Below are 23,718 nucleotides of genomic sequence, written 5' to 3'. Positions count from 1 at the left end.
TGGCATATTGAAGGCCACCCGCATGAGACAAGGAATGCCCCTGTGAAGCTGGAACTCAAACACAGCTTGTCGGTGAAGTTGCTACGGGTTGTGCTGCTTTCGGCATTGATCGTGGGCGTAGCGCTGAGCGTGGCGCAGATTGTTTTCGATGCATACAAGACACGCCAGGCGGTGGCCGATGATGCCCAGCGCATCCTCGACATGTTTCGCGACCCTTCGACCCAGGCCGTCTACAGCCTGGACCGCGAGATGGGCATGCAAGTCATTGAAGGCCTGTTCCAGGATGAAGCCGTGCGCATGGCGTCCATCGGCCATCCCGCCGAAACCATGCTGGCCGAAAAGAGCCGCGCCTTGCAGCATGCCCCCAGCCGCTGGCTGACCGACCTGATTCTTGGCCGGGAACGCACCTTTACCACCCCTCTGGTCGGCAAGGGCCCCTACAGCGAGTACTACGGCGACCTGAGCATCACCCTCGACACGGCCACCTATGGGCAGGGCTTTATCGTCAATTCGGTGATCATCTTTGTCTCCGGCGTACTGCGCGCGCTGGCGCTCGGCCTGGTGCTGTACCTGGTCTATCACTGGCTGCTGACCAAGCCGCTGTCACGGATCATCGAGCACCTGACGTCGATCAACCCGGACCGGCCCAGCGAACACAAGATTCCGCAGCTCAAGGGCCATGAGCGCAACGAGCTAGGCCTGTGGATCAATACCGCCAACCAGTTGCTCGAATCCATCGAGCGCAATACCCACCTGCGCCACGAAGCCGAAAACAGCCTGCTGCGCATGGCCCAGTACGATTTCCTGACCGGTCTGCCGAACCGCCAGAAGCTGCAGGAGCAACTGGACAAGATCCTCAGCGACGCTGGCCGCCGGCAACGCCGTGTGGCGGTGTTGTGCGTGGGGCTGGATGACTTCAAAAGCGTCAACGAACAGTTCACCTATCAGGCGGGCGACAAACTGCTGCTGGCCCTGGCCGACCGCCTGCGTGCGCACAGCGGCCGCCTCGGCGCGCTGGCCCGGTTGGGCGGCGACCAGTTCGCACTGGTGCAGGCCGATATCGACCAGCCTTACGAAGCTGCCGAACTGGCGCAAAGCATCCTCGACGACCTGGAAGCGGAGTTTGCCTTCGACCACGAAGGCATTCGCCTGCGCGCCACCATCGGTATCACCCTGTTCCCGGAAGACGGCGACAGCACTGAAAAGCTGCTGCAAAAAGCCGAACAGACCATGACCCTGGCCAAGACCCGTTCGCGCAACCGCTATCAGTTCTACATCGCCAGCGTCGACAGCGAAATGCGCCGCCGCCGCGAGCTGGAAAAAGACCTGCGCGAGGCGCTCAGCCGCGACCAGTTCCATTTGGTCTACCAACCGCAGATCTGCTACCGCGACCACCGCGTGGTCGGTGTCGAAGCGTTGATCCGCTGGCAGCACCCGGAGCACGGCCTGGTGCCACCGGACCTGTTTATCCCGCTGGCCGAACAGAACGGCACCATTATCCCGATTGGCGAATGGGTGCTCGACCAGGCTTGCCGCCAGTTGCGCGAATGGCACGACCTGGGCTTTACCGGACTGCGCATGGCGGTCAACCTGTCCACCGTGCAGTTGCACCACACCGAGTTGCCACGGGTGGTCAATAACCTGATGCAGATCTACCGCCTGCCGCCGCGCAGCCTGGAGCTGGAAGTCACCGAGACGGGCCTGATGGAAGACATCAGCACCGCCGCCCAGCACCTGCTGAGCCTGCGCCGCTCCGGGGCGCTGATTGCGATTGACGACTTCGGCACCGGCTATTCATCCCTGAGCTACCTGAAAAGCCTGCCCCTGGACAAGATCAAGATCGACAAAAGCTTCGTCCAGGACCTGCAGGATGACGACGACGATGCGACCATCGTGCGCGCGATCATTCAACTGGGCAAAAGCCTGGGCATGCAGGTGATCGCCGAAGGCGTGGAAACCGCAGAGCAGGAGGCCTACATCATCTCCGAGGGTTGCCATGAAGGTCAGGGTTACCACTACAGCAAACCCTTGCAGGCGCGGGAGTTGGCGGCTTTTCTGAAGCAATCGGAGCGCAATAACGCCACGATTCTGTGACACGGCAAGACGATACTGAATATTTCCCGCGTATAACCCTTTACACAAAATGCAAATCTTTCGCATTATGTCGCAGCTTTTTGCGCTCCCCGCGCGCCCCATCAACAACCGAAGCAGGATGTTCGCCATGATTCGTATGCCCCTGGCCACCGCCAGTCTGCTGGCCATTGCCATTTCTCTCGCCGGTTGCGGCGAAGGTAAAGACAAGGCCGCAGCGCCCCAGGCGCCGACCCCGGCTGCCAGCACTACCGCTCCAGCGGCTGCCGCCCCTGCCGGCCAGGTCGACGAAGCGGCCGCCAAGGCCGTGGTCGCGCATTACGCAGACATGGTGTTCGCGGTCTACAGCGACGCCGAGTCCACCGCAAAAACCCTGCAGACCGCCATCGACACCTTCCTCGCGAACCCGAACGACCAGACGCTCAAAGCCGCTCGTACCGCCTGGATCGCCGCCCGCGTGCCGTACCTGCAGAGTGAAGTGTTCCGCTTCGGCAACACCATCATCGACGACTGGGAAGGCCAGGTGAACGCCTGGCCACTGGACGAAGGCCTGATCGACTACACCGACAAATCCTACGAGCACGCCCTGGGTAACCCAGGCGCTACCGCCAATATCATCGCCAATACCCAGATCCAGGTCGGCGAAGACAAGGTCGACGTGAAGGAAATCACCCCGGAAAAACTCGCCAGCCTCAATGAGCTGGGCGGTTCCGAGGCGAACGTCGCCACCGGCTACCACGCCATCGAATTCCTGCTGTGGGGCCAGGACCTCAACGGTACCGGCCCGGGCGCCGGCAACCGCCCTGCGTCGGACTACCTGACCGGCGACGGCGCCACTGGCGGCCACAACGAACGCCGCCGCACCTACCTGCGGGCCGTGACCCAACTGCTGGTCAGCGACTTGGAAGAGATGGTCGGCAACTGGAAACCCAACGTCGAAGACAACTACCGCGCCACCCTGGAGGCAGAACCTGCCACCGACGGCCTGCGCAAAATGCTGTTCGGCATGGGCAGCCTGTCCCTGGGCGAACTGGCCGGTGAACGCATGAAGGTTTCCCTGGAGGCCAACTCGCCGGAAGACGAGCAGGACTGCTTCAGTGACAACACTCACTACTCGCATTTCTACGACGCCAAAGGCATCCGCAACGTCTACCTGGGCGAGTACACCCGTGTCGACGGTACCAAAATGACCGGCGCCAGCCTGTCGTCCCTGGTGGCCAAGGCCGATCCGGCTGCCGATACCGCGTTGAAAGCGGACCTGGCGGCGACCGAAGCGAAGATCCAGGTCATGGTTGACCACGCCAACAAGGGCGAGCACTACGACCAGTTGATCGCTGCCGGTAATGACGCCGGCAACCAGATCGTGCGTGACGCCATCGCTGCGCTGGTCAAGCAGACCGGCTCGATCGAAGCGGCCGCGGGCAAGCTGGGCATAAGCGACCTGAACCCGGACAGCGCTGATCACGAGTTCTGATCCGAGCGGTGTTGGACAAGGCGACCTGCGGGTCGCCTTTTTTTTGCGCTCTGCCTGGCATCCCACATTAGATCGCGGCGTCTCCACCCCCGGTTTACAAGCCCTGAACCGCAGGTAGAATGGCGCCACTCCCCACACCCGAGCTCACTTCATGGCGTTGCCGACCCTACGCATCATTGGTTTCATCATCGGCATCTTCCTGATCACTCTCGCGATCGCCATGGTCGTGCCCATGGCGACCCTGGTGATCTTCGAACGCACCAGTGACCTGCCCTCTTTCCTGTGGGCCAGCATGATCACCTTTATCGCAGGCCTGGCCCTGGTGATCCCCGGTCGCCCCGAGCATGTGCACTTGCGCCCGCGGGACATGTACCTGCTGACCGTTACCAGCTGGGTGGTGGTGTGCATCTTTGCCGCGCTGCCGTTTCTATTGACCCAGCACATCAGCTACACCGATTCGTTCTTTGAAAGCATGTCCGGCATCACCGCCACCGGTTCCACGGTGTTGAGCGGCCTGGATGCCATGTCGCCCGGCATCCTGATGTGGCGCTCGCTGCTGCACTGGCTGGGTGGCATCGGCTTTATCGGCATGGCGGTGGCGATCCTGCCGCTGCTGCGCATCGGTGGCATGCGCCTGTTCCAGACCGAATCCTCGGACCGCTCGGAAAAGGTCATGCCCCGCTCGCACATGGTGGCGCGGCTGATCGTGGCGGCCTACGTGGGCATTACCATCCTCGGCAGCCTGGCGTTCTGGTGGGCCGGGATGGGCCTGTTCGATGCGATCAACCATGCGATGTCGGCCATTTCCACCGGCGGTTTTTCCACCTCCGATGAATCCCTGGCGCACTGGAAGCAGCCGGCGGTGCACTGGGTCGCGGTGGTGGTGATGATCCTCGGCAGCTTGCCGTTTACCCTGTACGTGGCGACGTTGCGCGGCAACCGCAAGGCCTTGATCAAGGACCAACAGGTGCAGGGCTTGCTCGGCTTGTTGCTGGTGACCTGGCTGGTACTCGGCACCTGGTACTGGTGGACCACCAACCTGCATTGGCTGGACGCCCTTCGGCATGTAGCCTTGAACGTCACCTCGGTGGTCACCACCACCGGCTTTGCTCTGGGGGACTACAGCCTGTGGGGCAACTTCTCACTGATGCTGTTCTTTTACCTGGGCTTTATCGGTGGCTGCTCGGGTTCCACGGCGGGCGGGATCAAGATCTTCCGCTTCCAGGTCGCCTACATCCTGCTCAAGGCCAACTTGAACCAGCTTATTCACCCGCGCGCGGTGATCAAGCAAAAGTACAACGGCCACCGCCTCGATGAAGAGATCGTGCGTTCCATCCTGACTTTTTCGTTTTTCTTCGCCATCACCATCTGCGCCATCGCCCTGGCCCTGTCGCTGCTGGGCCTGGACTGGATGACTGCGCTGACCGGCGCCGCCAGTACCGTCTCCGGCGTGGGTCCGGGCCTGGGTGAAACCATTGGCCCGGCGGGCAACTTCGCCAGCCTGCCGGATGCGGCCAAGTGGATCCTGTCGCTCGGCATGCTGCTGGGCCGACTGGAGATCATTACGGTCTTTGTGTTGTGCATTCCGGCGTTTTGGCGCCACTGAGCGTCGACACTTGCAGCAACCGCGTCCGGTACTCGCCGGGCGTGGTATCGAACCAGCGACGAAACGCGCGGAAGAAGTTGCTCGGGTCGGCAAACCCCAACAGGTAGGCAATTTCCAGCAGGGTCATGCTGGGCTGCGCCAGGTATTGCTCGGCCAGTTCGCGACGGGTGTCGTCGAGCAGGGCCTGGAAGCTGGTGCCTTCTTCCTGCAGACGCCGCTGCAGCGTGCGCTGGGACAGGTGTAACGAGCGGGCCACCACTTCACGCTTGGGCTCGCCCTGAGGCAACAGGCGGCACAGCACTTGTCGCGCCTTGTGGGTCACGCGGCTTTCCGAGAAGCGAGCCAGGTATTCACCGGCAAATCGGTCATGCAGCAGCGCCATGGCTTCGTTCGCGGTGGGCAGCGGCGCGTCCATGTCGGCCCGTTCGAAAATCAGTGCATCATAGGGCCCGTTGAACTCCAGGGGCGCGTGAAAGGCTTGTTTGTAGGGCGACAGGTCCGTCGGCTGATCGCCTTGCAACACCACCTTGCGCGGCTGCAGCGTACGGCCGGTCAGCCAGCCGCAGAGCGCCAGGGCACAGGCGAGCGAGGCTTCGGCGCTTTGCCGGGTGGGCGGCAGGTGGTCACCGTGCACCGTCAGGATCAACGCATAGCCTTCGGGGATCAGTCTGAAACTCAAGTCGGCACTTTCGGCAATGATGCGCTGGTAGCGCACCAGGCGCATAAAGCCCTCGGCAAGGGTATTACTGGACATCAGTGCATAGCCGGCCACATGAAACGATGCCGGGCGCACCACTTTGCCCATGTTCAGGCCGATCGCCGGGTTGCCCGACAGCTCCACCGCCCGTTGCCACAGGCGGGTCATGGCGTCTTGCGGGAACCGCGCATCGGGATCGCTCAGGGCGGCGTAGTCCAGGCCGAGCTGCTTGAACAAGACGCGGCAATCCAGGCTGTCCATCTCCAGTGCCTTGACTATCCCCATCGCCCAGCTTGCAGACGTTGTTCGTTCGCTCATGGCGTCTTCTTAAATAATGCAGGCCTAAATGGCAGCCAGGAGGCCAAGGATATTAAAGTGGCGCCTATTGTCACTGGCTGTTACCACTGATCACTCTAGACTCAAATAAGCTCCCCGCCGAACATCTGTTCGCGCGGCATAACAATCAAAGGGCCGGCCACCGTGGAAAACGTCAAGCAATTCAACAGTTTTGCCGAATTTTACCCGCATTACCTGCGCGAACACGGCAACAGCACCTGCCGGCGCCTGCACTTCATCGGCACCACGCTGGTGATCGGCATCCTGGCATATGCCATCGGCAGGGGTTCGCTGGGTTTACTGATTGCGGTGCCGATCGCCGGCTACAGTTTTGCCTGGATCGGCCACTTCTTCTTCGAAAAGAACCGCCCGGCGACGTTCAAGCACCCGCTCTACAGTTTGCTGGGGGATTTTGTGATGTACCGCGACATGATTCTGGGCAAGGTGCCGTTCTAGTCCTTGGTCGATATAAAAGTCTATTTGTCATTTACAGTGCTGTATCCTGCCAAGGCTTTTTGAGAGCGCGCAATCACCTGCGATTGAAAACAGACCTTGCGAGGAGCGACGACGATGCACGAGATACCTAATCTCCCCTTCCCAAGCCTGCACCCTACAGAGCAGCCAACACCGCAGCAGGCCAGCGACATGCAGCCTGAAGCCAAAGAAGCAAAACCAGTCGACAGCGAAAGCCAGGACTGACGCCGTACCAGACCGTGTGGAAAGCGCAGCTTTGAGCGCTTTCCACACTGCCTGAACAATTCGAGATCCCTGCAATGACCAATACTCCCGATACCGCCGTACTCGACGCCGCCCTGCAAATGGTCGAAGTCTGGAACCGCCTCGGCGCGGACAAACAAGCCGTGTTGCTCAAGCGCTTCGGTACCCAGGAAAACGCCTTGGCTGCCCTGGTCACCACTCAATTGCTGGCTCCTGCCAAGCCCTGACACCTGATGTTTTGCGTTTTACCCGCCCTGCTCGGGCTAAAGCAGCGGTATCATTAGCAGCCTATCTTTACCTGCTGCGACAGTGGACCTTTCCCCATGCCAGATACCCAGCGCCCCATGGCGGTCACGCTGCAAGTTGTTTCCATCGTGTTGTTCACCTTTATCGGCTACCTGAATATCGGCATTCCGCTGGCCGTATTGCCCGGCTATGTCCATAGCGAACTGGGCTTCGGCGCGGTAATTGCGGGGCTGGTGATCAGTGTGCAATACCTGGCCACCTTGCTGAGCCGACCCTATGCGGGCAAGCTTATCGATACCCTGGGCAGCAAGCGTGCGGTGCTGATCGGTTTGGCGGGCTGCGGCCTGAGTGGCGTATTCATGCTGCTCGCCGCATGGTTTTCCAGCCTGCCGGCCTTGAGCCTCGGCTGCCTGCTGATCGGACGCCTGGTATTGGGCAGTGCTGAAAGCCTGGTGGGATCGGGTGCCATCGGTTGGGGGATCGGCCGGGTCGGCGCGGCGAATACCGCCAAGGTTATCTCCTGGAACGGCATCGCCAGCTACGGTGCCTTGGCGATCGGCGCGCCCCTGGGCGTGCTGATGGTGAGAAACTTCGGGCTGTGGAGCATGGGCGTCAGCATTATCCTGCTGGCAATCCTGGGCCTGTGGCTGGCCTGGAACAAGGTCGCCGCGCCGATCGTGGCCGGTGTGCGCCTGCCATTCATGAATGTCCTCGGTCGAGTACTGCCCCATGGCTGCGCGCTGGCCCTGGGCTCCATCGGCTTTGGCACCATCGCCACCTTTATAACCCTGTATTACACCACTCAGCACTGGGATAACGCGGTGTGGGCGCTGAGCCTGTTCGGTGCCAGTTTTATCGGCGCGCGCCTGCTGTTCGGCAACCTGATCAACCGTATCGGCGGCTTTCGCGTGGCGATCGCCTGCCTGTCGGTGGAAATTCTCGGGCTGCTGCTGTTGTGGCTGGCGCCGGATGCCAACCTGGCGCTGGCGGGCGCAGCGTTGAGCGGGTTTGGCTTTTCCCTGGTATTTCCAGCGCTGGGGGTGGAAGCGGTCAACCTGGTGCCCGCCTCCAGCCGAGGCTCGGCGGTGGGGGCTTACTCGCTGTTTATCGACCTGTCGCTGGGCATCACCGGCCCGCTCGCCGGTGCCGTGGCGGCAGGCTTCGGCTTTGCCTCGATCTTCCTGTTCGCCGCCCTCGCCGCCTTGGGCGGTTTGCTGCTGAGCCTGTACTTGTATCGCCAGGCGCCCAAGGCCCGCGAAGCACGCGACGCTTAAAAGTCGACCTTGCCACGCCCGGCCTTGATGCTGCCACGCTTGGTCTTGGATTCGAGGCGACGCTTTTTCGAGCCCAGGGTCGGCTTGGTCGGGCGGCGCTTCTTCTCCACCTTGGTGGCACTGAGGATCAGTTCCACCAGGCGCTCCAGGGCATCGGCGCGGTTCTGCTCTTGCGTGCGGTACTGCTGGGCCTTGAGCACCAGCACGCCCTCGCTGGTAATGCGACTGTCGCGCAGCGCCAGCAACCGCTCCTTGTAGAATTCGGGCAGCGATGACGCCGGGATATCAAAACGCAGGTGCACGGCGCTCGACACCTTGTTGACGTTCTGCCCACCGGCGCCTTGCGCGCGAATGGCGGTCAGCTCGATTTCAGCGTCGGGCAGGTGGACGTTGTTGGAAATCAGCAGCATCAATCAAACATCCTAGGCAACGGACAAGCCCAACTCGGACAACAACAGCGACGCCTGGGCTTTGGAAATCACGGCGCCTTTGAACAGTTTGGCATCATTGAGGCGAAACCCGCTCAAATCCGCACCACGCAAGTCGGCACCCGCGAAATTTGCGCCATTGACACGCGCGTGGGCGAGGCTGCAGTCGATCAGTTCGGATTTGCGAAAGTCGGCGTCCGATAGGTCGCTATCAGAGAAATCCAAATTATTCAGCACTGTGCGGGCAAAGGACAGTCCAGACAAAAATGCGCTGTTAAGCCGCGTTTCGCTGAAGCTCAAGCCCAGGGATGCGCAGTGGGTGAAGTTGGCGCCAGTCAACTTGCAGTGTTCAAAGTTGGCCTGGGACAGCTTGCTGCGCTGCCAGCGGGTGTTGTTCAGGTCGCAACCGTGAAACTGCGCCTCCAGCAGGTTTGCCGCTTCGAAAATGGCGAGGCTGGCACGGCAGCTTTTCCACTGAGTACCTTCCAGTCGAGAACCGAGGAAGGAGGTCTGGACGAGGATGCAGCGCTCGAACACCCAGTGATCCAGTGCCATGCGGGACAGATCGGCGCCACTCAAATCCACTCCGATCAGGCGCAAGGGGCCGCTGTGCCGGTCGATCAGGTCTTGCAGCTCATGGCGCTGTAACGCGCCGCCGTCAATGTCGGTGTGTTGCATGGAACCTCCGGCACGCTCGAAAACGAGGCGCGATTTTAACCTGCTTACGCCCACAAAAAACCCGGCAAGACGCCGGGTTTCTGTATGGGGAAAGGTCCTACTCCAGAACCGGACCTGTGGCCCCCACAGCAGCCCGGGCCGCGCGCTTGTTCTTCAGCCAGTAACACACCGCCATAAACGCGACCCACACCGGAATCGCATACACCGACACCTGGATCCCCGGAATCATCAGCATGATCACTAGGATAAACACCACGAACGCCAGGCACACATAGTTACCGTACGGGTACCACAGCGCCCTGAACAACGGCACCTGGCCGGTGCGGTTCATGTGCTGGCGGAACTTGAAGTGGGAAAAGCTGATCATCGCCCAGTTGATCACCAGCGTGGCCACCACCAGGGACATCAGCAACTCCAGCGCATGTTGCGGGATCAGGTAGTTCATCAGCACGGCAACCAGGGTGACCGCGGCCGAGGCCAGGATGGCGCGCACCGGCACACCGCGCTTGTCGATCTTCGCCAGGGCTTCGGGCGCGTCGCCCTGCTCGGCCATGCCCAGCAGCATGCGGCTGTTGCAGTAGGTGCCGCTGTTGTATACCGACAGCGCCGCTGTGAGCACCACGAAGTTGAGGATATGCGCGGCGGTATTGCTGCCCAGCATCGAGAACACCTGCACGAACGGGCTGCCGCTGTAGGCATCGCCGGAGGCGTTGAGGGTGGTCAGCAAACTGTCCCAGGGCGTCAGCGACAACAGCACCACCAGCGCACCGATGTAGAAGATCAGGATGCGGTAGATCACCTGATTGATCGCTTTCGGGATCACGGTGCGCGGCTGATCCGCTTCAGCAGCGGTAAAGCCGAGCATTTCCAGGCCGCCGAAAGAGAACATGATGATCGCCATGGCCATCACCAACCCACCGATGCCGTGGGGGAAGAAGCCGCCGTGTTCCCACAGGTTGGTCACCGAAGCCTGTGGCCCGCCGCTGCCGCTGACCAGCATGTAGCTGCCCAGGGCGATCATGCCGACAATCGCCACCACTTTGATGATGGCAAACCAGAACTCGGCTTCGCCGAAGACTTTGACGTTGGCCAGGTTGATCAGGTTGATCAACACGAAGAAGGCTGCGGCAGAGACCCAGGTCGGGATCTCGGGCCACCAGTAATGCACATATTTGCCGACGGCCGTCAGCTCCGACATGCCCACCAGGATGTACAGGATCCAGCAGTTCCAGCCAGACAGGAAGCCGGCGAAACCGCCCCAATATTTGTGGGCAAAATGGCTGAAGGAACCGGCGACCGGCTCTTCGACGATCATTTCGCCGAGCTGGCGCATGATCATGAAGGCAATGAAGCCGCAGATGGCATAGCCCAGGATCATCGACGGGCCAGCGGATTTAAGCACCCCGGCCGAACCGAGGAACAGGCCGGTGCCGATGGCGCCACCCAAGGCGATCAATTGGATATGCCGGTTTTTCAGGCCGCGTTTCAGCTCGCCTGAAGAGGAAGGGGAAACACTCATGAAAAGGCTCTCACGCAAGGTTTGATGATGTTGAATGCAGGTTGCTGCCTTGAATTACCGACTCAAGCAGCGCCGCTCAAACCCCAGCGCGGGCACCAGGAGTACAGCGTCGTTTTAACGGTCATGCGTCACCTGTTTGTTTTTATCTGTGACGAAATCGAACCCGTCCGGCTCGTGGCCAGGCGGAGTGATCAGGGTGGGTAAACCCCGAGGTCTTGGCCCTCTGCGTGGTTACGCAAGGTGGTCACAGTAAAACGCGGCGCATTGTACACCGCTCGGCAGGTTGTGGCCGAGCCCGCACGGCATGCGCGCCCCATCTGTCAGCAAATCCTTACACCGCCGGATAGCCCCATGTTGTCGCCATTTACTCGTAAATCAATCGTTACAGAGCGGAAAATTAACGTTACAGCTGTGATCTGGATAAAAATTGACGCTCGTCGATGACCTCCGCCATCGGCCGCATCAGCGCTCTGTTTTTGCTCAAGAAAAACTCAAACGTGGAAAACAGAATAAAAAATTCAAATGAAACCGTGTCAATAAAAATTTTGCATTTTGAAACACTCTCTCCTAGGTTCTTTCCACTTGCCTACGAAGCCCGCAGGCAAGCCGTTCTCAAACAACGTCCTCTAGGAGATACACCATGCAAGCACTGGAAAACGACCTGGAAACCGAACTGCAACTCGACGATTGGTTTGAAGCGCCGACCCATGAGGCCGCCGTTGAAATGATGCAAGCCGATGCCGTTGTGCCGTTCGGCACCGCGATGTGGCCATTCTAAAAACCGGCACGCATTCGGCAGGTGCTGTGCACGGCACCTGCCCCCTTACCCAAGGCACACAAGGAACCACGTCATGGACAAGGCCCGCGCCGTCGAACATTTTCTCTACTACCTTGCGCATCACCCGGCCCTCAATGGCCTCAGCCGCCCCACCGTGCTGCTGGGCCATACCGAGCGCTACGACGCCATCGCCCAGACGATCACCCACAGCAGCGCCGCCCGTTTCAACTTCCAGGTGCAGCGCCTGGACCTTGCCGCCAGCGACACCCTGGCCGAGGCCATCGAAGCCTGCGACCTGTACCTGTTTCTCTACGACTCCTCGACCTTGCCCAACCCCCGCGCCGAAGGCCCGGACTTTATCCGTGCCCTGCAAGGCGTGATGGCCGAGCACTGGAAAAAATCCCTGCTGTTCAAGGACTACGGCGACTATTTCTACGACACCTTCAGCGTCGAGCCGCAGCGCATCGCTGACCTCAACGCCACGCTGATCCGGCGCATGTCCCAGGCTAATGTGCTGAGCTTTACCGACAAGCATGGGTCGCGGCTGGAAGCGCCGTTGAGCAGCATCAAGAAGTGGACCAATATCAACGGCGTCGGCAATCATGACCTGGCGCCTGGCGAAATCGCGACCCACAGCGAAGCCATCAATGGCCAGGTGCGGTTTGTCGGCACCTTTTTGAGCACCATTCCGTTCGCGCGCAAATACGGCGTGCTGCAATCACCGCTGGAGCTGTGGATCGAGAACTCCACCGTCTGCAGCGTGGCCAGCGATGTACCGGGGCTGGCGGATGATTTCAACAAGTACTTGAATGCCAACCCGTCCAACCGGCGCGTGGAAGAATTGGGGATCGGCACCAATGAAGGGGTGAAGGATTTGTATGCGCGCAATGCCGGGTTTGAAGAGCGCCATTGCGGGTTGCACCTGGGCTTGGGTGGCGGGCAGAAAGGCAGCCATCACTTGGACCTGATCTTTGCCAGTGGGGTGTTGGCGCTGGACGACAAGCCGGTGTTTGATGGCACCTTTGCGTTTTGAAACGCTGATTCGAAATCAATGAAAATCCCCTGTGGGAGCGGGCTTGCTCGCGAAAGCGGTGGATCAGTCAATAGATATGTTGACTGACACTCCGCCTTCGCGAGCAAGCCCGCTCCCACATTTTCGAGCGTATTTCAGATCAAAAAAAACGCCACCCCTGAAGGTTGGCGTTTTTTTGTGCAGTGCCTAAAGCATCACTGCGGCTTCTTGCGACCAAACCCCGGACGCTGACCGGAACCGGCCGGCGCGCCACGGCGCTTGCCCGACGGCTCGTCGGCGACCAGTTTCGGGCCAGGGCGCTTGTTCGCCGCCGGTTTGGCTGGACGCTTGGTGCTGGCGCTGTCGGCGGGGCGATCGCCTTCACCACGGTTGCTGCGACCACCCGACGGGGCTGGACGCGGCGCGCGTGGCGCACGCTCGCCTTCCTGGCGCGATGGCGCGGTTGGGCGGCGCTCGCCTTCGATCTGCGGCTCACGGGAGATACGCCCGCCCGTTGCCGGTGCATTCAGCGCCGGGCGCAGGGTGCGGGCAACACGTTCGGTGCGCGGCACAGGGCGCGACGATTTACGCTGCATACGCTCAAGCTTGTCTTTGCTCTTGGCGTTCATCTGCGGCATCGCCACCGGGGCCAGGCCGACTTCGGCGCTGAGGATGTCGACTTCGTATTGGCTCATTTCGCGCCAGCGGCCCATCGGCAGGTCGGAGTTCAGGAACACCGGACCGAAACGCACGCGCTTCAGGCGGCTGACCACCAGGCCCTGGGATTCCCACAGGCGACGCACTTCGCGGTTGCGGCCTTCCATCACCACGCAGTGGTACCAGTGGTTAAACCCTTCGCCACCCGGGGCCTGCTTGATGTCGGTGAACTTGGCCGGGCCGTCTTCGAGGACAACGCCGGCTTTCAAGCGCTCGATCATCTCGTCATCGACTTCGCCACGCACACGCACGGCGTATTCGCGGTCCATCTCGTAGGACGGGTGCATCAGGCGGTTGGCCAGCTCACCGTCGGTGGTGAACATCAGCAAGCCGGTGGTGTTGATGTCGAGACGACCGATGTTGATCCAGCGGCCTTCTTTGGGCTTGGGCATCTTGTCGAACACGGTTGGACGGCCTTCAGGGTCGTCACGGGTGCAGATCTCGCCGTCAGGCTTGTTGTACATGATGACGCGGCGCACCGATTCGGCGGCCTCTTCACGCTTGATGACCTTGCCATCAATGGTGATTGCATCGTGCAGGTCGACGCGCTGGCCGAGGGTGGCCTCGACGCCGTTGACCTTGATGCGCTTCTGGGTGATCCAGGCTTCGACGTCGCGGCGCGAGCCCACGCCGATACGCGCCAGCACCTTTTGCAGTTTTTCGCCTGCTGGGCCGATTTCCTGGCTGTCGTTCTGGTCTTTGTCGTTCATCTTAAGCACCTCCCGGTGGGTCGATTCAGGCGTGGCCTGAAGAGTGTTGAAAGCGGGGCTTTGGCCGAATAGGTCGGCAAAGGGTCGCGAATCATACGCGCATGGCGCGCGTTGCGCATCAGAGACTAGTCGATAACGCCCAAGTCATTTGCTTTTCCGCCGACCGGTGGCACCGAGGGCAAGCAGTCGCAGTTCGGCTTCGGCCAGGACAGTGCGCTTGTCGAGTTTGTCGAGTTTCTTCCAGGCACGGATCTCGCGCTTGCTGCGGCCACAGCCGACGCAGATGTCGTCGCTGAACTTGCAGATGCTGATGCAGGGGTCTTTGGTGGAGCTCATATATTTCTCCCTGACAGTGGAGATCAAAATGTGGGAGCGGGCTTGCTCGCGAAGGCGGTGTGTCAGCTTGCACATGCATCGCCTGACACACCGCCTTCGCGAGCAAGCCCGCTCCCACAAGGGGTCCAGCGTTAGTCTTGCTGGCGGCGTTCGTTTTCGATGGCTTCAGCCAGGGCGCGGGCTTCGTCTTCTTCGTCGCTCAGCGGTGGCTGTTCGAGGGCGGCGACGGCGGCCAGGAGTTTCTCGCGGGCATCGGCGATACCGAGGATGTCTTCTTCGACTTCAGGCTCGGGCTCAACATCCACCTGGATAGGCGGCTCAGCCGCACCATCACGCAGCAAATCATCGAAGTCAGTCTTGATGCCCTGCTCCATGTCGTCCAGTTCCAGCAACAGCGTATGGAAACTGGTCTCGTCCTTGGGCTCTTCCGGCTCGGCGCTGGCGTCGGCCAGCTCCTGCAAGCCCGCCGGGACTGGCGCGTCATCAAAGTCCAGCACCGGCTCGGCTTCCATTTCGCGCAGCTCGGCCAGCGGCGGCAAGTCGTCAAGGTTTTTCAGGTTGAAGTGGTCGAGGAACACCTTGGTAGTGGCAAACATCGCCGGTTTGCCGGGCACATCACGGTAACCGACGATGCGGATCCACTCGCGTTCCAGCAAGGTCTTGACGATATGGCTGTTGACCGCCACGCCGCGCACGTCCTCGATCTCGCCACGGGTAATCGGCTGGCGATAGGCAATCAGGGCCATGGTCTCCAGCATTGCCCGTGAATATCGCTGCGGGCGTTCTTCCCACAAGCGGCCGACCCACGGGGAAAACTTCTCACGAATCTGCAGACGATAACCTGACGCCACTTCGCGCAATTCAAAAGCGCGGCCCTCGCAGGACTTGCGCAGGATCTCCAGCGCCTTCTTGAATACCGGCGGCTCAGGGCGCTCGGCCTCTTCAAAGAGTTCGAACAGGCGCTCCAAAGATTGTGGTTTACCCGAGGCCAGGAGAAAAGCCTCCAGCAATGGGGCCAGTTCGCGGGGTTCAGTCAGATTCATCGATTCAGCTCGTTATTCGGCTCGCGCCCGCACGTGGATAGCCGCAAAGGGCTCATTCTGCACCAGCTCGACCAGGGATTCCTTCACCAACTCAAGGATCGCCATAAACGTAACCACTACCCCCAGGCGCCCTTCTTCGGCGGTGAAAAGCTCGACAAACGGCACAAACCCACCGCCCTTGAGGCGTTCCAGCACGTCGCTCATGCGCTCGCGCGTGGACAGCGCCTCGCGACTGACCTGATGGTGTTCAAACATGTCACCACGGCGCAGCACCTCGGCCATGGACATCAGCAATTCTTCCAGGCTCACATCCGGCAGCAACTTGCGCGCGCGGGCTTCGGGCGCGTCGAGCTTGGGCACGACCACGTCACGGCCGACCCGGCTCAAGCCGTCGATGCCTTCGGCGGCGGCCTTGAAGCGTTCGTACTCTTGCAGACGGCGGATCAGCTCGGCACGCGGATCGTCTTCTTCGGCCTCGACCGTTTCCGAGCGCGGCAACAGCATGCGCGACTTGATCTCGGCAAGCATGGCGGCCATCACCAGGTACTCGGCGGCCAGCTCCAGGCGTACCGACTGCATCAGCTCGACATAGCCCATGTACTGGCGGGTGATTTCCGCCACCGGGATATCGAGGATATTAATGTTCTGTTTGCGGATCAGGTACAGCAGCAAGTCCAACGGACCTTCGAAGGCTTCCAGGAAGACTTCCAATGCATCCGGCGGAATGTACAGGTCCAGGGGCATTTCCAGCACGGCCTGGCCGTACACCATGGCAAACGGCAGCTCCTGCTGGGCACCCGCCTGGCTGTCGACGGTCTCCACGACCGACATTCAGGCCTCGACCATGAACGGCGCCGGGTCACCGCAACCCACGCGGATCACTTCGGGTTCGCCGTCGGCCAGGTTGATCACGGTAGAGGCTTTGCCGCCGCCGAAGCCGCCGTCGATGATCAGGTCGACCTGTTTTTCCAGCAACTGGCGCATTTCGTACGGGTCTTCCAGCGGCTCGGTATCGCCCGGCATGATCAGCGACACGCTCATCAGCGGCTCACCCAACTCGGCGAGCAGCGCCAGGGCGATGGGATGCTCCGGCACCCGCAGGCCGATGGTGCGCTTCTTCGGGTGCAGCAGCAGGCGCGGCACTTCGCGGGTGGCGTTGAGAATGAAGGTGTAGGGCCCAGGCGTGTGGGCCTTGAGCAGGCGGAAGGTGCCGGTGTCGACCTTGGCGAACAGGCCCAACTGGGACAAGTCGCTGCAGATCAGCGCGAAATTATGATTCTTATCCAGCTCACGCAGACGTCTGACCCGCTCCACGGCGCTTTTGTCGCCGATCTGGCAACCGATGGCGTAGGACGAATCCGTTGGATAGATCACCACGCCACCGGCGCGAATGATCTCGACGGCCTGCTTTATCAGGCGTGCCTGGGGGTTTTCCGGATGAATCTGGAAGAATTGACTCACGTGCTCTACCTGTTCAGACGGTGGCAATAATGGGGTCATGCTTGAATCGCCCCCACAACAGCGGCAAATCTTCCGGGACCTGGCGATACTCGCCGATCTCGGACCAGCCGCCTGGGCCATGAAAATCACTGCCGGCACTGACCAGCAGACCAAATTCGCGTGCAAGAATCGCCAGGCTGCCGACCTGATCGGCGGGTTGATGCCCGTTGACCACTTCAATCGCGTGGCCACCCGCTCCAATATAGTCGCCGATCAGCTTGCGACGCTTGCTGCGGGTGAAATCGTAATGCCAGGGGTGCGCCAGGCTGACCCAGGCCCCGGCGGCGCGCAGGGTTGCGACGGTGTCTTCCAGGGTCGGCCAGTGCTGCTTCACATCCCCCAACTTGCCCGCGCCCAGCCATTTGCGAAAGGCTTCGGCGCGGTCTTTGACCAAACCTTCACGCACCATCCAGTCGGCAAAGTGCGGCCGGGCCGGAGCATTGCCGCTGTCACCCAGCTCCTGCTGGATGGCGCGGGCGCCGTCGAGGGCGCCAGGCATGCCTTTAAGGCTGAGTTTGCGGCTTATTTCTTCGGACCGCAGCCAGCGGCCATCGTGCAATTGGGCGATGGCCTGCACCAGCGACGGGGCGGTCTGGTCGAAACCGTAGCCGAGCACATGAATGGTGGCGCCGCCCCAGGTGCAGGACAATTCCACGCCGTTGATCAGCTGCATGCCCAACGCCTGCGCGGCTTCGCGGGCTTCATCGAGGCCTTCGAGGGTGTCGTGGTCGGTCAACGCCAGGACTCGCACGCCTTTTTCAAACGCACGCGCAACCAGTACCGCGGGCGCCAGGGCGCCGTCGGAGGCCGTGCTGTGGCAGTGCAAATCAACATTCACGGAAGTGTGTAACCTCAAGTCAGCTGGCGCTTTCGCTACCAAGGATGTTTGTTATTATGCCGCCACATCCAGCTTCTGGCTCTTACTGTGAAACAATTCATCGACTTCATCCCGCTGTTGCTGTTTTTCATCGTTTACAAACTCGACCCCAGGGTCATCGATCTGGCCGGCCACGAGCTGACATTCGGGGGCATCTACAGCGCCACCGCCGTGCTTATCATCAGCTCCGTGGTGGTCTACGGCGCCATCTTCATCTCCCAGCGCAAGCTGGAAAAAAGCCAATGGCTGACGCTCATCGCGTGCCTGGTCTTCGGCAGCCTCACCCTGGCCTTCCACAGTGAAACCTTCCTTAAATGGAAAGCCCCGGTGGTGAACTGGCTGTTCGCCTTGGCCTTCATCGGCAGCCACTTCATCGGCGACCGCCTGCTGATCAAGCGGATCATGGGGCATGCGCTGACCCTGCCGGAGCCGGTCTGGGTGCGTTTGAACCTGGCCTGGATCGTGTTTTTCCTGTTCTGCGGTGCCGCGAACCTGTTCGTCGCGTTCACCTTCCAGGATTACTGGGTCGACTTCAAAGTCTTCGGCAGCCTGGGCATGACCGTGCTGTTCCTGGTTGCCCAGGGTATCTACCTGTCGCGCCACCTGCATGACACCGATCCCGCATCGCCTAAAACCGAGGACTGACATGCTCTACGCCATCATTGCCACCGACGTCGCCGACTCGCTGGAAAAACGCCTCTCCGTGCGCCCGGCTCATGTCGAGCGCCTCAAACAGCTGCAAGCCGAAGGCCGTATCGTGCTGGCCGGCCCGCATCCTGCGGTGGACAGCATCGACCCGGGCGATGCCGGTTTCACCGGTAGCCTGATCGTGGCCGAGTTCGCTTCCCTGGCCGATGCCCAGGCCTGGGCCAAGGCGGACCCCTATGTGGCGGCCGGGGTTTACGCTGACGTCGTGGTCAAGCCGTTCAAGCAAGTCCTGCCTTGACCCGGGCCGCGTCGAACCATTTCGGTTCGGCGCGCTCCTAATTGCTCATCATTCCCGGTAACCTGCCGACAACGTTCTGAATATTCGTGTGGAATCAGGAGTTCCGATGCGCTTACGTCAGTTGTGTCTGTTGGCAGTGGTAATGATCGGGGCTACGGCCCACGCTGAAGAAACCTCGAACACCGGCAGTTCCACGCCCCTGTCCTTGAGTGTCGGCGCCCAGATCACCGAATTGCAGCAACGGTTGAAAGAAAGCGAACGCCAGCGTGAAGCGTTGAGCCAACAACTGCAAAGTGCGGACGCTGCCCGCGAAAGCACCCAGTTGAGTCGCCTTCGCCAAGAGAACCAACGCCTGGCCCAGCAACTCAAAGAGACCCAGGGCGGTGCCCTGACTCGATGGCTGACCGAGCAACAACAATGGTTCGTCACCGGCGGGGCCGTCGCACTGATCGCCCTGCTGTGCGGGATCTTCGCCAGCGGTGGGCACCGTCGCCGTCGACAATGGCTAAATTGAGTGAGTCATGAGCGAGCTGTTACTGATAGATGATGACCAGGAGCTCTGCGAGCTGCTGACCAGTTGGTTGAGCCAGGAAGGCTTCCAGGTACGTGCCTGCCATGACGGTTTGAGCGCTCGCAAAGCCTTGGCCGACAGCGCCCCGGCAGCGGTGGTGCTTGACGTGATGCTGCCCGACGGCAGTGGCCTTGAGCTGCTCAAGCAACTGCGCAACGACCACCCGGAGTTGCCGGTGCTGATGCTTTCGGCACGCGGCGAACCGCTGGACCGTATCCTCGGCCTGGAACTGGGCGCCGACGATTACCTGGCCAAGCCCTGCGACCCACGCGAACTCACCGCCCGCCTGCGCGCGGTGCTGCGCCGCAGCCACCCGGCGGCCGTGTCCAGCCAGCTCGAACTGGGTGACCTGTGCTTCAGCCCGGTGCGTGGCGTGGTCAGCATCGACGAACAGGAATTTGCCCTCACCGTCTCCGAAAGCCGTCTGCTCGAAGCTCTGCTTCGCCAGCCTGGCGAGCCCCTGGACAAACAGGAACTGGCGCAGATCGCCCTGGGCCGCAAGCTGACCCTCTATGATCGCAGCCTGGACATGCACGTCAGCAACCTGCGCAAAAAGATCGGCCCGCACCCGGACGGCCGGCCACGGATCGTGGCGTTGCGCAGCCGTGGTTACTATTACAGCCTCTAAACATCACTCTATTCTCTGTGGAAGCTCCCACACTTGATCTCGTCAGCTCCAACAGTTTTGTCAGCCTCAATTAAAACCCTCTTTACCCAAGCTTTACGCTCCCCTGACCGCCGCTGACCTTGATCTCCGTAATCTACTCACATCCGGACTCACCGGAATAGAGACAGGAGATTCACCATGCGCAAGACCCTTATCGCTTTGATGTTCGCCGCCGCCCTGCCCACCGTTGCCATGGCGGCAATGCCAGAAGGCCCAGGCCCGATGGGCGGCCCGGAAGGTCATATGATGGGTGGCCCGGGCCACGGCGCTGAACACGGTCCGCGTGGCAAAGGCGGTCCGTTCCGTGACCTGGACCTGACCCGCGAACAGCATCTGCAGATCGACCGCCTGATGCGCGAGCAGATGCAAGGGCGCAAAGAGCTGGTCAAAAAGTACCTGGACAAACTGCCGGCCGCCGAGCAGAAAGCCATGCAGGATGAAAGGGACGCCAACCGCAAGAAAACCCAGGCCGACATTCGCGCCGTGCTCAAGCCTGATCAACAGAAGCAGTTCGACGAGATCGTCAAGAAGCAGGAACAACGCCGTGCCGAATGGAAGGAATTCCAGGCCTGGAAAGCGCAGCAGCCGCAAAAAGCGCAATAATGCCCTCGCGTTGACACTCCCAGCCCAGTGGCCCCCGCCGCTGGGCTTTTCCTGTTTGAGGGTTTCCTGTGCGTTCATTGTTCTGGCGTATCCTGGCCAGCTTCTGGCTGGCCATCGCCTTGGTTGCCGGGCTGTCGATCCTGCTTGGGCACATGCTCAATCAGGATGCCTGGATTCTCAGCCGCCACCCCGGCCTCAACAACCTGGCGCAAGAGTGGACCCAGCTCTACGAAGCCCAGGGTGAAGACGCCGCCCAGGAGTTGCTGCAACAGCGCAAGCGCCAATACCACATCGACGTGCAAGTGCTCAACGAAAGCGGCGATCCGGTGGTGCGCGGCACCTTCCCGCGCCGCGCCGCAGCCTTTGAAGCCAGGCAGAACGACAGCAAGGACGGCCACTTGCCCTGGCGCCGCCTGACCGCCGAGTACACCAGCGAGAAAACCGGCGACACCTACCTGCTGATCTACCGCATCCCGCACCCAGAACTTGACGAATGGCACCGCAGCAGCCTGACCTGGCCGCTGAGCGCCTTGGCGATCGCGCTGGTGGTGCTGACCCTGTTCAGCCTGATCGTCACCTTGTCGATCACGCGCCCGTTGAGCCGCCTGCGTGGCGCCGTGCATGACCTCGGCCAGGCCACCTACCAGCAAAACAGCCTGGCGCGCCTGGCCAACCGCCGCGATGAATTCGGCGTGCTCGCCACCGATTTCAACCGCATGGGCGCGCGCCTGCAAAGCCTGATCGCCAGCCAGCGCCAGTTGCTGCGCGATGTATCCCACGAGCTGCGCTCGCCCCTGGCGCGGCTGCGTATCGCCCTGGCCTTGGCCGAGCGCGCCAGCCCCGAAGAGCGGGACAAACTCTGGCCGCGCCTGACCCGCGAATGTGATCGCCTGGAGGCATTGATCAGCGAAATCCTGGTGCTGGCCCGCGTCGATGCCGACAACGCCAGCGCCGAAGAGATCGACCTCGCCCCGTTGCTCAAGACTTTGCAAAAGGACGCCCAGCTCGGCGCGCCGGACCAGGTGGTGCAATTGGCTATCGACTCTGGCCTGCACCTCAAGGGCTGGCCGACCATGATCGAGCGCGCGGTGGACAACTTGCTGCGCAATGCCCAACGCTTCAACCCCCAGAGCCAGGCGATTGAACTCAAGGCCCAGCGCCTGGGCGAGCGCATCCTGATCAGCGTGCGCGATCACGGCCCCGGCGTGGAAGCCGAGCACCTGGCTCAATTGGGCGAACCGTTCTACCGTGCCCCCGGCCAGACCGCACAAGGCCACGGCCTGGGCCTGGCGATTGCGCGCCGCGCCGCCGAGCGCCACGGCGGCAACCTGATCCTGGCCAACCATGCCGAGGGCGGGTTTATCGCCAGCCTCGAACTGCCGTTGGAACCTGGGGTGGTCACACCGGGCTGATCATCTCTTATAGTGGCCGTTCTCTTACGGAGGGCCTTCGATGACCGACCTGCTGACTCCCATCCAAGCCGCACTGGATCTGCCGCAAACGCCGCTGACCTTCAATGAAGCCGGTGCCCTGCCCTCGGCATTCGCCGTCACCGACCTGGCCAGCGCCAGCATCGGTGCGGCCGGCCAGGCGGTGGCCGAGCTGATCCGGCAACAGACCGGGCGCCTGCCCGGCGTCAGTGTGAACCGGCGTCTGGCGTCCTTCTGGTTCTCTTCTTCGATTCGCCCAGTGAGCTGGCACGTACCGCCCCTTTGGGACCCGGTGGCTGGCGGCTACGCCAGCGCCGATGGCTGGATTCGTCTGCATACCAATGCGCCCCATCACCGTGCCGCCGCTGAACGGGTGTTGGGCAAGGCCGCCGACCGTGCCGCAATGGCAGCCAGGGTCGCCCCGTGGAAAGCCGCTGAACTGGAGCAGGCGATTGTCGATGAGGGTGGTTGCGCCGCGCAGATGCGTTCATGGCAAGCCTGGCAAACTCATCCGCAGGGGTTGGCGGTGAACGCTGAAGCGCTGGTGCACCGTGAGACCTTTGCACCCACCGCTGACAAACCCTGGCTGGGTTCCGGCGCTCGACCGCTGGCGGCCATCAAGGTGCTGGACCTGACCCGCGTGCTGGCCGGGCCCGTGGCCAGTCGCTTTCTTGCAGGCTTGGGCGCAGACGTGCTGCGCATCGACTCGCCCACCTGGAACGAACCGGGCGTGGTGCCGGAAATGACCCTGGGCAAACGCTGCGCCCGCCTGGACCTGAAAAGCCCCGAAGGCCGGCAGATGTTCGAAAGCCTGCTCAAGGACGCCGACATCCTGTTCCACGGCTACCGCGCCGATGCCCTTGAACAACTGGGCTATACCGCCAGCGAGCTGCAAACGCTCGCCCCCGGCCTGATCAACGTGAGCCTCAATGCCTATGGATGGAGCGGCCCGTGGCGAAACCGCCGGGGTTTCGACAGCCTGGTGCAGATGAGCAGCGGGATTGCCGACGCGGGCAGGGCCTGGAAACAGGCGGATCAGCCGGTGCCGCTGCCGGTGCAGGCGCTGGACCACGCCACCGGGTATTTGATGGCGGCCAGTGCGATTCAAGCGTTGAGCGAACGGTTGAGGTCCGGGCGTGGTGGTTCGGCGCGGTTGTCGCTGGCGCGTACGGCGAAGTTATTGGTGGATGTGGGGCAAGTGCCGGAGCAGCCGGCGTTGCGGGCCGAAGAAGCGGGTGATCAAGGCCTGGTGGTGGAACAGACCGCCTGGGGCCAGGCGCATCGGCTGCTGGCGCCGCTGACTATCAGCGGCACGCCCTTGCAGTGGGATTTGCCGGCTGGGGAATTGGGTTCACACCGGCCGCAGTGGTGACCACAGGTAATTACACATCTTTGTAGTGAGCGGGCTTGTCCCGCGCTGGGCTGCGAAGCGGCCCCACACCAGGCGACCTTGTTCTATCTT

General features: G+C 61.6%; 25 protein-coding genes. 15 read left to right on the top strand and 10 right to left on the bottom strand.

Annotation, left to right across the window (positions count from 1 at the left end; translation table 11 throughout):
* The first annotated feature begins 42 nt into the window (after positions 1-42).
* From H0Z09_RS11630 to H0Z09_RS11620, 3 genes are all read left to right on the top strand, one after another.
* A complete protein-coding gene (locus H0Z09_RS11630; protein WP_186690666.1) occupies positions 43-2,094 on the top strand; it encodes an EAL domain-containing protein in 2,052 nt (683 codons plus the stop codon).
* Positions 2,095-2,221: 127 nt separating this feature from the next.
* Positions 2,222-3,565 (top strand): imelysin family protein, encoded by a 1,344-nt coding sequence (locus H0Z09_RS11625; RefSeq protein WP_186690664.1) that lies wholly within the window; start codon positions 2,222-2,224, stop codon positions 3,563-3,565.
* 151 nt (positions 3,566-3,716) lie between these two features.
* Positions 3,717-5,171 carry a TrkH family potassium uptake protein gene (locus H0Z09_RS11620; RefSeq protein ID WP_076949706.1) on the top strand — a complete coding sequence of 485 codons (1,455 nt, stop codon included), beginning with the start codon at positions 3,717-3,719 and terminating at the stop codon, positions 5,169-5,171.
* Here H0Z09_RS11620 and H0Z09_RS11615 read toward each other — a convergent pair.
* Complete coding sequence (locus H0Z09_RS11615; protein ID WP_186690662.1) at positions 5,128-6,186, bottom strand: AraC family transcriptional regulator; 1,059 nt, start codon at positions 6,184-6,186, stop codon at positions 5,128-5,130. The genes H0Z09_RS11620 and H0Z09_RS11615 overlap by 44 nt on opposite strands.
* Positions 6,187-6,348: 162 nt before the next feature.
* Between H0Z09_RS11615 and H0Z09_RS11610 the strand changes: the two genes are divergently transcribed.
* From H0Z09_RS11610 to H0Z09_RS11600, 3 genes are all read left to right on the top strand, one after another.
* A complete protein-coding gene (locus tag H0Z09_RS11610; RefSeq protein WP_186690660.1) occupies positions 6,349-6,660 on the top strand; it encodes an Mpo1-like protein in 312 nt (103 codons plus the stop codon).
* 317 nt (positions 6,661-6,977) lie between these two features.
* Positions 6,978-7,148 carry a hypothetical protein gene (locus H0Z09_RS11605; protein ID WP_186690658.1) on the top strand — a complete coding sequence of 57 codons (171 nt, stop codon included), beginning with the start codon at positions 6,978-6,980 and terminating at the stop codon, positions 7,146-7,148.
* Positions 7,149-7,244: 96 nt separating this feature from the next.
* The gene (locus tag H0Z09_RS11600; protein ID WP_186690656.1) at positions 7,245-8,441 is read left to right on the top strand and encodes an MFS transporter; all 1,197 of its coding nucleotides are present in this window, start codon (positions 7,245-7,247) and stop codon (positions 8,439-8,441) included.
* Here the strand turns inward: H0Z09_RS11600 and arfB are convergent.
* From arfB to H0Z09_RS11585, 3 genes are all read right to left on the bottom strand, one after another.
* Entirely contained in the window at positions 8,438-8,851 is a 414-nt protein-coding gene (gene arfB, locus H0Z09_RS11595) for an alternative ribosome rescue aminoacyl-tRNA hydrolase ArfB (RefSeq protein ID WP_076949710.1), read from the bottom strand. The genes H0Z09_RS11600 and arfB overlap by 4 nt on opposite strands.
* A 12-nt stretch (positions 8,852-8,863) precedes the next feature.
* A complete protein-coding gene (locus tag H0Z09_RS11590) occupies positions 8,864-9,547 on the bottom strand; it encodes a pentapeptide repeat-containing protein (RefSeq protein WP_186690654.1) in 684 nt (227 codons plus the stop codon).
* Between the two features lie 97 nt (positions 9,548-9,644).
* The gene (locus H0Z09_RS11585; protein ID WP_186690652.1) at positions 9,645-11,066 is read right to left on the bottom strand and encodes an amino acid permease; all 1,422 of its coding nucleotides are present in this window, start codon (positions 11,064-11,066) and stop codon (positions 9,645-9,647) included.
* Between the two features lie 640 nt (positions 11,067-11,706).
* On the opposite strand from H0Z09_RS11585, the gene H0Z09_RS11580 reads away from it, so the two are divergent.
* Together H0Z09_RS11580 and H0Z09_RS11575 are read left to right on the top strand one after the other, a co-directional pair.
* Positions 11,707-11,844, top strand: a complete 138-nt coding sequence (locus tag H0Z09_RS11580; protein ID WP_003175756.1) for a hypothetical protein — start codon at positions 11,707-11,709, stop codon at positions 11,842-11,844.
* Positions 11,845-11,917: 73 nt separating this feature from the next.
* Positions 11,918-12,877 (top strand): leucyl aminopeptidase, encoded by a 960-nt coding sequence (locus H0Z09_RS11575; protein ID WP_186690650.1) that lies wholly within the window; start codon positions 11,918-11,920, stop codon positions 12,875-12,877.
* A 194-nt stretch (positions 12,878-13,071) separates the two neighbouring features.
* Here H0Z09_RS11575 and rluB read toward each other — a convergent pair whose 3' ends face one another.
* From rluB to H0Z09_RS11545, 6 genes are all read right to left on the bottom strand, one after another.
* On the bottom strand, positions 13,072-14,283 hold the full coding sequence (gene rluB, locus H0Z09_RS11570) for a 23S rRNA pseudouridine(2605) synthase RluB (protein ID WP_076949714.1): 1,212 nt from the start codon (positions 14,281-14,283) through the stop codon (positions 13,072-13,074).
* Positions 14,284-14,427: 144 nt separating this feature from the next.
* Positions 14,428-14,619: a DUF1289 domain-containing protein gene (locus H0Z09_RS11565; protein ID WP_186690648.1), complete on the bottom strand. Its 192-nt coding sequence runs from the start codon at positions 14,617-14,619 to the stop codon at positions 14,428-14,430.
* A gap of 131 nt (positions 14,620-14,750) precedes the next feature.
* Complete coding sequence (gene scpB, locus H0Z09_RS11560) at positions 14,751-15,662, bottom strand: SMC-Scp complex subunit ScpB (RefSeq protein ID WP_186690646.1); 912 nt, start codon at positions 15,660-15,662, stop codon at positions 14,751-14,753.
* Positions 15,663-15,674: 12 nt separating this feature from the next.
* Positions 15,675-16,373 carry a ScpA family protein gene (locus H0Z09_RS11555; RefSeq protein ID WP_178115112.1) on the bottom strand — a complete coding sequence of 233 codons (699 nt, stop codon included), beginning with the start codon at positions 16,371-16,373 and terminating at the stop codon, positions 15,675-15,677.
* Between the two features lie 120 nt (positions 16,374-16,493).
* Positions 16,494-17,123, bottom strand: coding sequence for an L-threonylcarbamoyladenylate synthase (locus H0Z09_RS11550; RefSeq protein WP_090220074.1), 630 nt, complete (start codon positions 17,121-17,123; stop codon positions 16,494-16,496).
* Between the two features lie 13 nt (positions 17,124-17,136).
* Positions 17,137-18,000, bottom strand: coding sequence for a PHP domain-containing protein (locus H0Z09_RS11545; protein ID WP_186690644.1), 864 nt, complete (start codon positions 17,998-18,000; stop codon positions 17,137-17,139).
* Positions 18,001-18,087: 87 nt separating this feature from the next.
* Between H0Z09_RS11545 and H0Z09_RS11540 the strand changes: the two genes are divergently transcribed.
* The 7 genes from H0Z09_RS11540 (at position 18,088) to H0Z09_RS11510 (ending at position 23,628) form a co-directional block, all read left to right on the top strand.
* The gene (locus tag H0Z09_RS11540; protein WP_076949719.1) at positions 18,088-18,684 is read left to right on the top strand and encodes a septation protein A; all 597 of its coding nucleotides are present in this window, start codon (positions 18,088-18,090) and stop codon (positions 18,682-18,684) included.
* Position 18,685: 1 nt separating this feature from the next.
* Positions 18,686-18,985 carry a YciI family protein gene (locus H0Z09_RS11535; protein WP_186690642.1) on the top strand — a complete coding sequence of 100 codons (300 nt, stop codon included), beginning with the start codon at positions 18,686-18,688 and terminating at the stop codon, positions 18,983-18,985.
* Between the two features lie 106 nt (positions 18,986-19,091).
* Entirely contained in the window at positions 19,092-19,499 is a 408-nt protein-coding gene (locus H0Z09_RS11530) for a translation initiation factor 2 (protein WP_076949721.1), read from the top strand.
* 7 nt (positions 19,500-19,506) lie between these two features.
* Positions 19,507-20,184, top strand: a complete 678-nt coding sequence (locus H0Z09_RS11525; protein WP_186690640.1) for a response regulator transcription factor — start codon at positions 19,507-19,509, stop codon at positions 20,182-20,184.
* A 177-nt stretch (positions 20,185-20,361) separates the two neighbouring features.
* Positions 20,362-20,826 (top strand): LTXXQ domain protein, encoded by a 465-nt coding sequence (locus tag H0Z09_RS11520; protein ID WP_186690638.1) that lies wholly within the window; start codon positions 20,362-20,364, stop codon positions 20,824-20,826.
* A gap of 68 nt (positions 20,827-20,894) precedes the next feature.
* Positions 20,895-22,238 (top strand): ATP-binding protein, encoded by a 1,344-nt coding sequence (locus H0Z09_RS11515; protein ID WP_186690636.1) that lies wholly within the window; start codon positions 20,895-20,897, stop codon positions 22,236-22,238.
* A gap of 40 nt (positions 22,239-22,278) precedes the next feature.
* Positions 22,279-23,628 carry a CoA transferase gene (locus H0Z09_RS11510; protein ID WP_186690634.1) on the top strand — a complete coding sequence of 450 codons (1,350 nt, stop codon included), beginning with the start codon at positions 22,279-22,281 and terminating at the stop codon, positions 23,626-23,628.
* Positions 23,629-23,718 lie beyond the last annotated feature (90 nt).

Origin of the sequence: Pseudomonas sp. SWRI18 (assembly GCF_014268345.1) — a bacterium.
Classification (GTDB): domain Bacteria; phylum Pseudomonadota; class Gammaproteobacteria; order Pseudomonadales; family Pseudomonadaceae; genus Aquipseudomonas; species Aquipseudomonas cedrina.
The sequence above is the reverse complement of the archived record's forward strand: the minus strand, read 5'-3'. Positions and strand labels throughout refer to the sequence as shown.

Excerpts from the sequence above, each read along its gene's own strand:
- H0Z09_RS11625 (WP_186690664.1), top strand. The coding sequence starts at position 2,222 with ATGATTCGTATGCCCCTGGCCACCGCCAGTCTGCTGGCCATTGCCATT.
- H0Z09_RS11620 (WP_076949706.1), top strand. The coding sequence starts at position 3,717 with ATGGCGTTGCCGACCCTACGCATCATTGGTTTCATCATCGGCATCTTC.
- H0Z09_RS11615 (WP_186690662.1), bottom strand. The coding sequence starts at position 6,186 with ATGAGCGAACGAACAACGTCTGCAAGCTGGGCGATGGGGATAGTCAAG.
- H0Z09_RS11605 (WP_186690658.1), top strand. The coding sequence starts at position 6,978 with ATGACCAATACTCCCGATACCGCCGTACTCGACGCCGCCCTGCAAATG.
- H0Z09_RS11600 (WP_186690656.1), top strand. The coding sequence starts at position 7,245 with ATGCCAGATACCCAGCGCCCCATGGCGGTCACGCTGCAAGTTGTTTCC.
- arfB (WP_076949710.1), bottom strand. The coding sequence starts at position 8,851 with ATGCTGCTGATTTCCAACAACGTCCACCTGCCCGACGCTGAAATCGAG.
- H0Z09_RS11590 (WP_186690654.1), bottom strand. The coding sequence starts at position 9,547 with ATGCAACACACCGACATTGACGGCGGCGCGTTACAGCGCCATGAGCTG.
- H0Z09_RS11585 (WP_186690652.1), bottom strand. The coding sequence starts at position 11,066 with ATGAGTGTTTCCCCTTCCTCTTCAGGCGAGCTGAAACGCGGCCTGAAA.
- H0Z09_RS11580 (WP_003175756.1), top strand. The coding sequence starts at position 11,707 with ATGCAAGCACTGGAAAACGACCTGGAAACCGAACTGCAACTCGACGAT.
- H0Z09_RS11575 (WP_186690650.1), top strand. The coding sequence starts at position 11,918 with ATGGACAAGGCCCGCGCCGTCGAACATTTTCTCTACTACCTTGCGCAT.
- rluB (WP_076949714.1), bottom strand. The coding sequence starts at position 14,283 with ATGAACGACAAAGACCAGAACGACAGCCAGGAAATCGGCCCAGCAGGC.
- H0Z09_RS11565 (WP_186690648.1), bottom strand. The coding sequence starts at position 14,619 with ATGAGCTCCACCAAAGACCCCTGCATCAGCATCTGCAAGTTCAGCGAC.
- scpB (WP_186690646.1), bottom strand. The coding sequence starts at position 15,662 with ATGAATCTGACTGAACCCCGCGAACTGGCCCCATTGCTGGAGGCTTTT.
- H0Z09_RS11535 (WP_186690642.1), top strand. The coding sequence starts at position 18,686 with ATGCTCTACGCCATCATTGCCACCGACGTCGCCGACTCGCTGGAAAAA.
- H0Z09_RS11530 (WP_076949721.1), top strand. The coding sequence starts at position 19,092 with ATGCGCTTACGTCAGTTGTGTCTGTTGGCAGTGGTAATGATCGGGGCT.
- H0Z09_RS11525 (WP_186690640.1), top strand. The coding sequence starts at position 19,507 with ATGAGCGAGCTGTTACTGATAGATGATGACCAGGAGCTCTGCGAGCTG.
- H0Z09_RS11520 (WP_186690638.1), top strand. The coding sequence starts at position 20,362 with ATGCGCAAGACCCTTATCGCTTTGATGTTCGCCGCCGCCCTGCCCACC.
- H0Z09_RS11510 (WP_186690634.1), top strand. The coding sequence starts at position 22,279 with ATGACCGACCTGCTGACTCCCATCCAAGCCGCACTGGATCTGCCGCAA.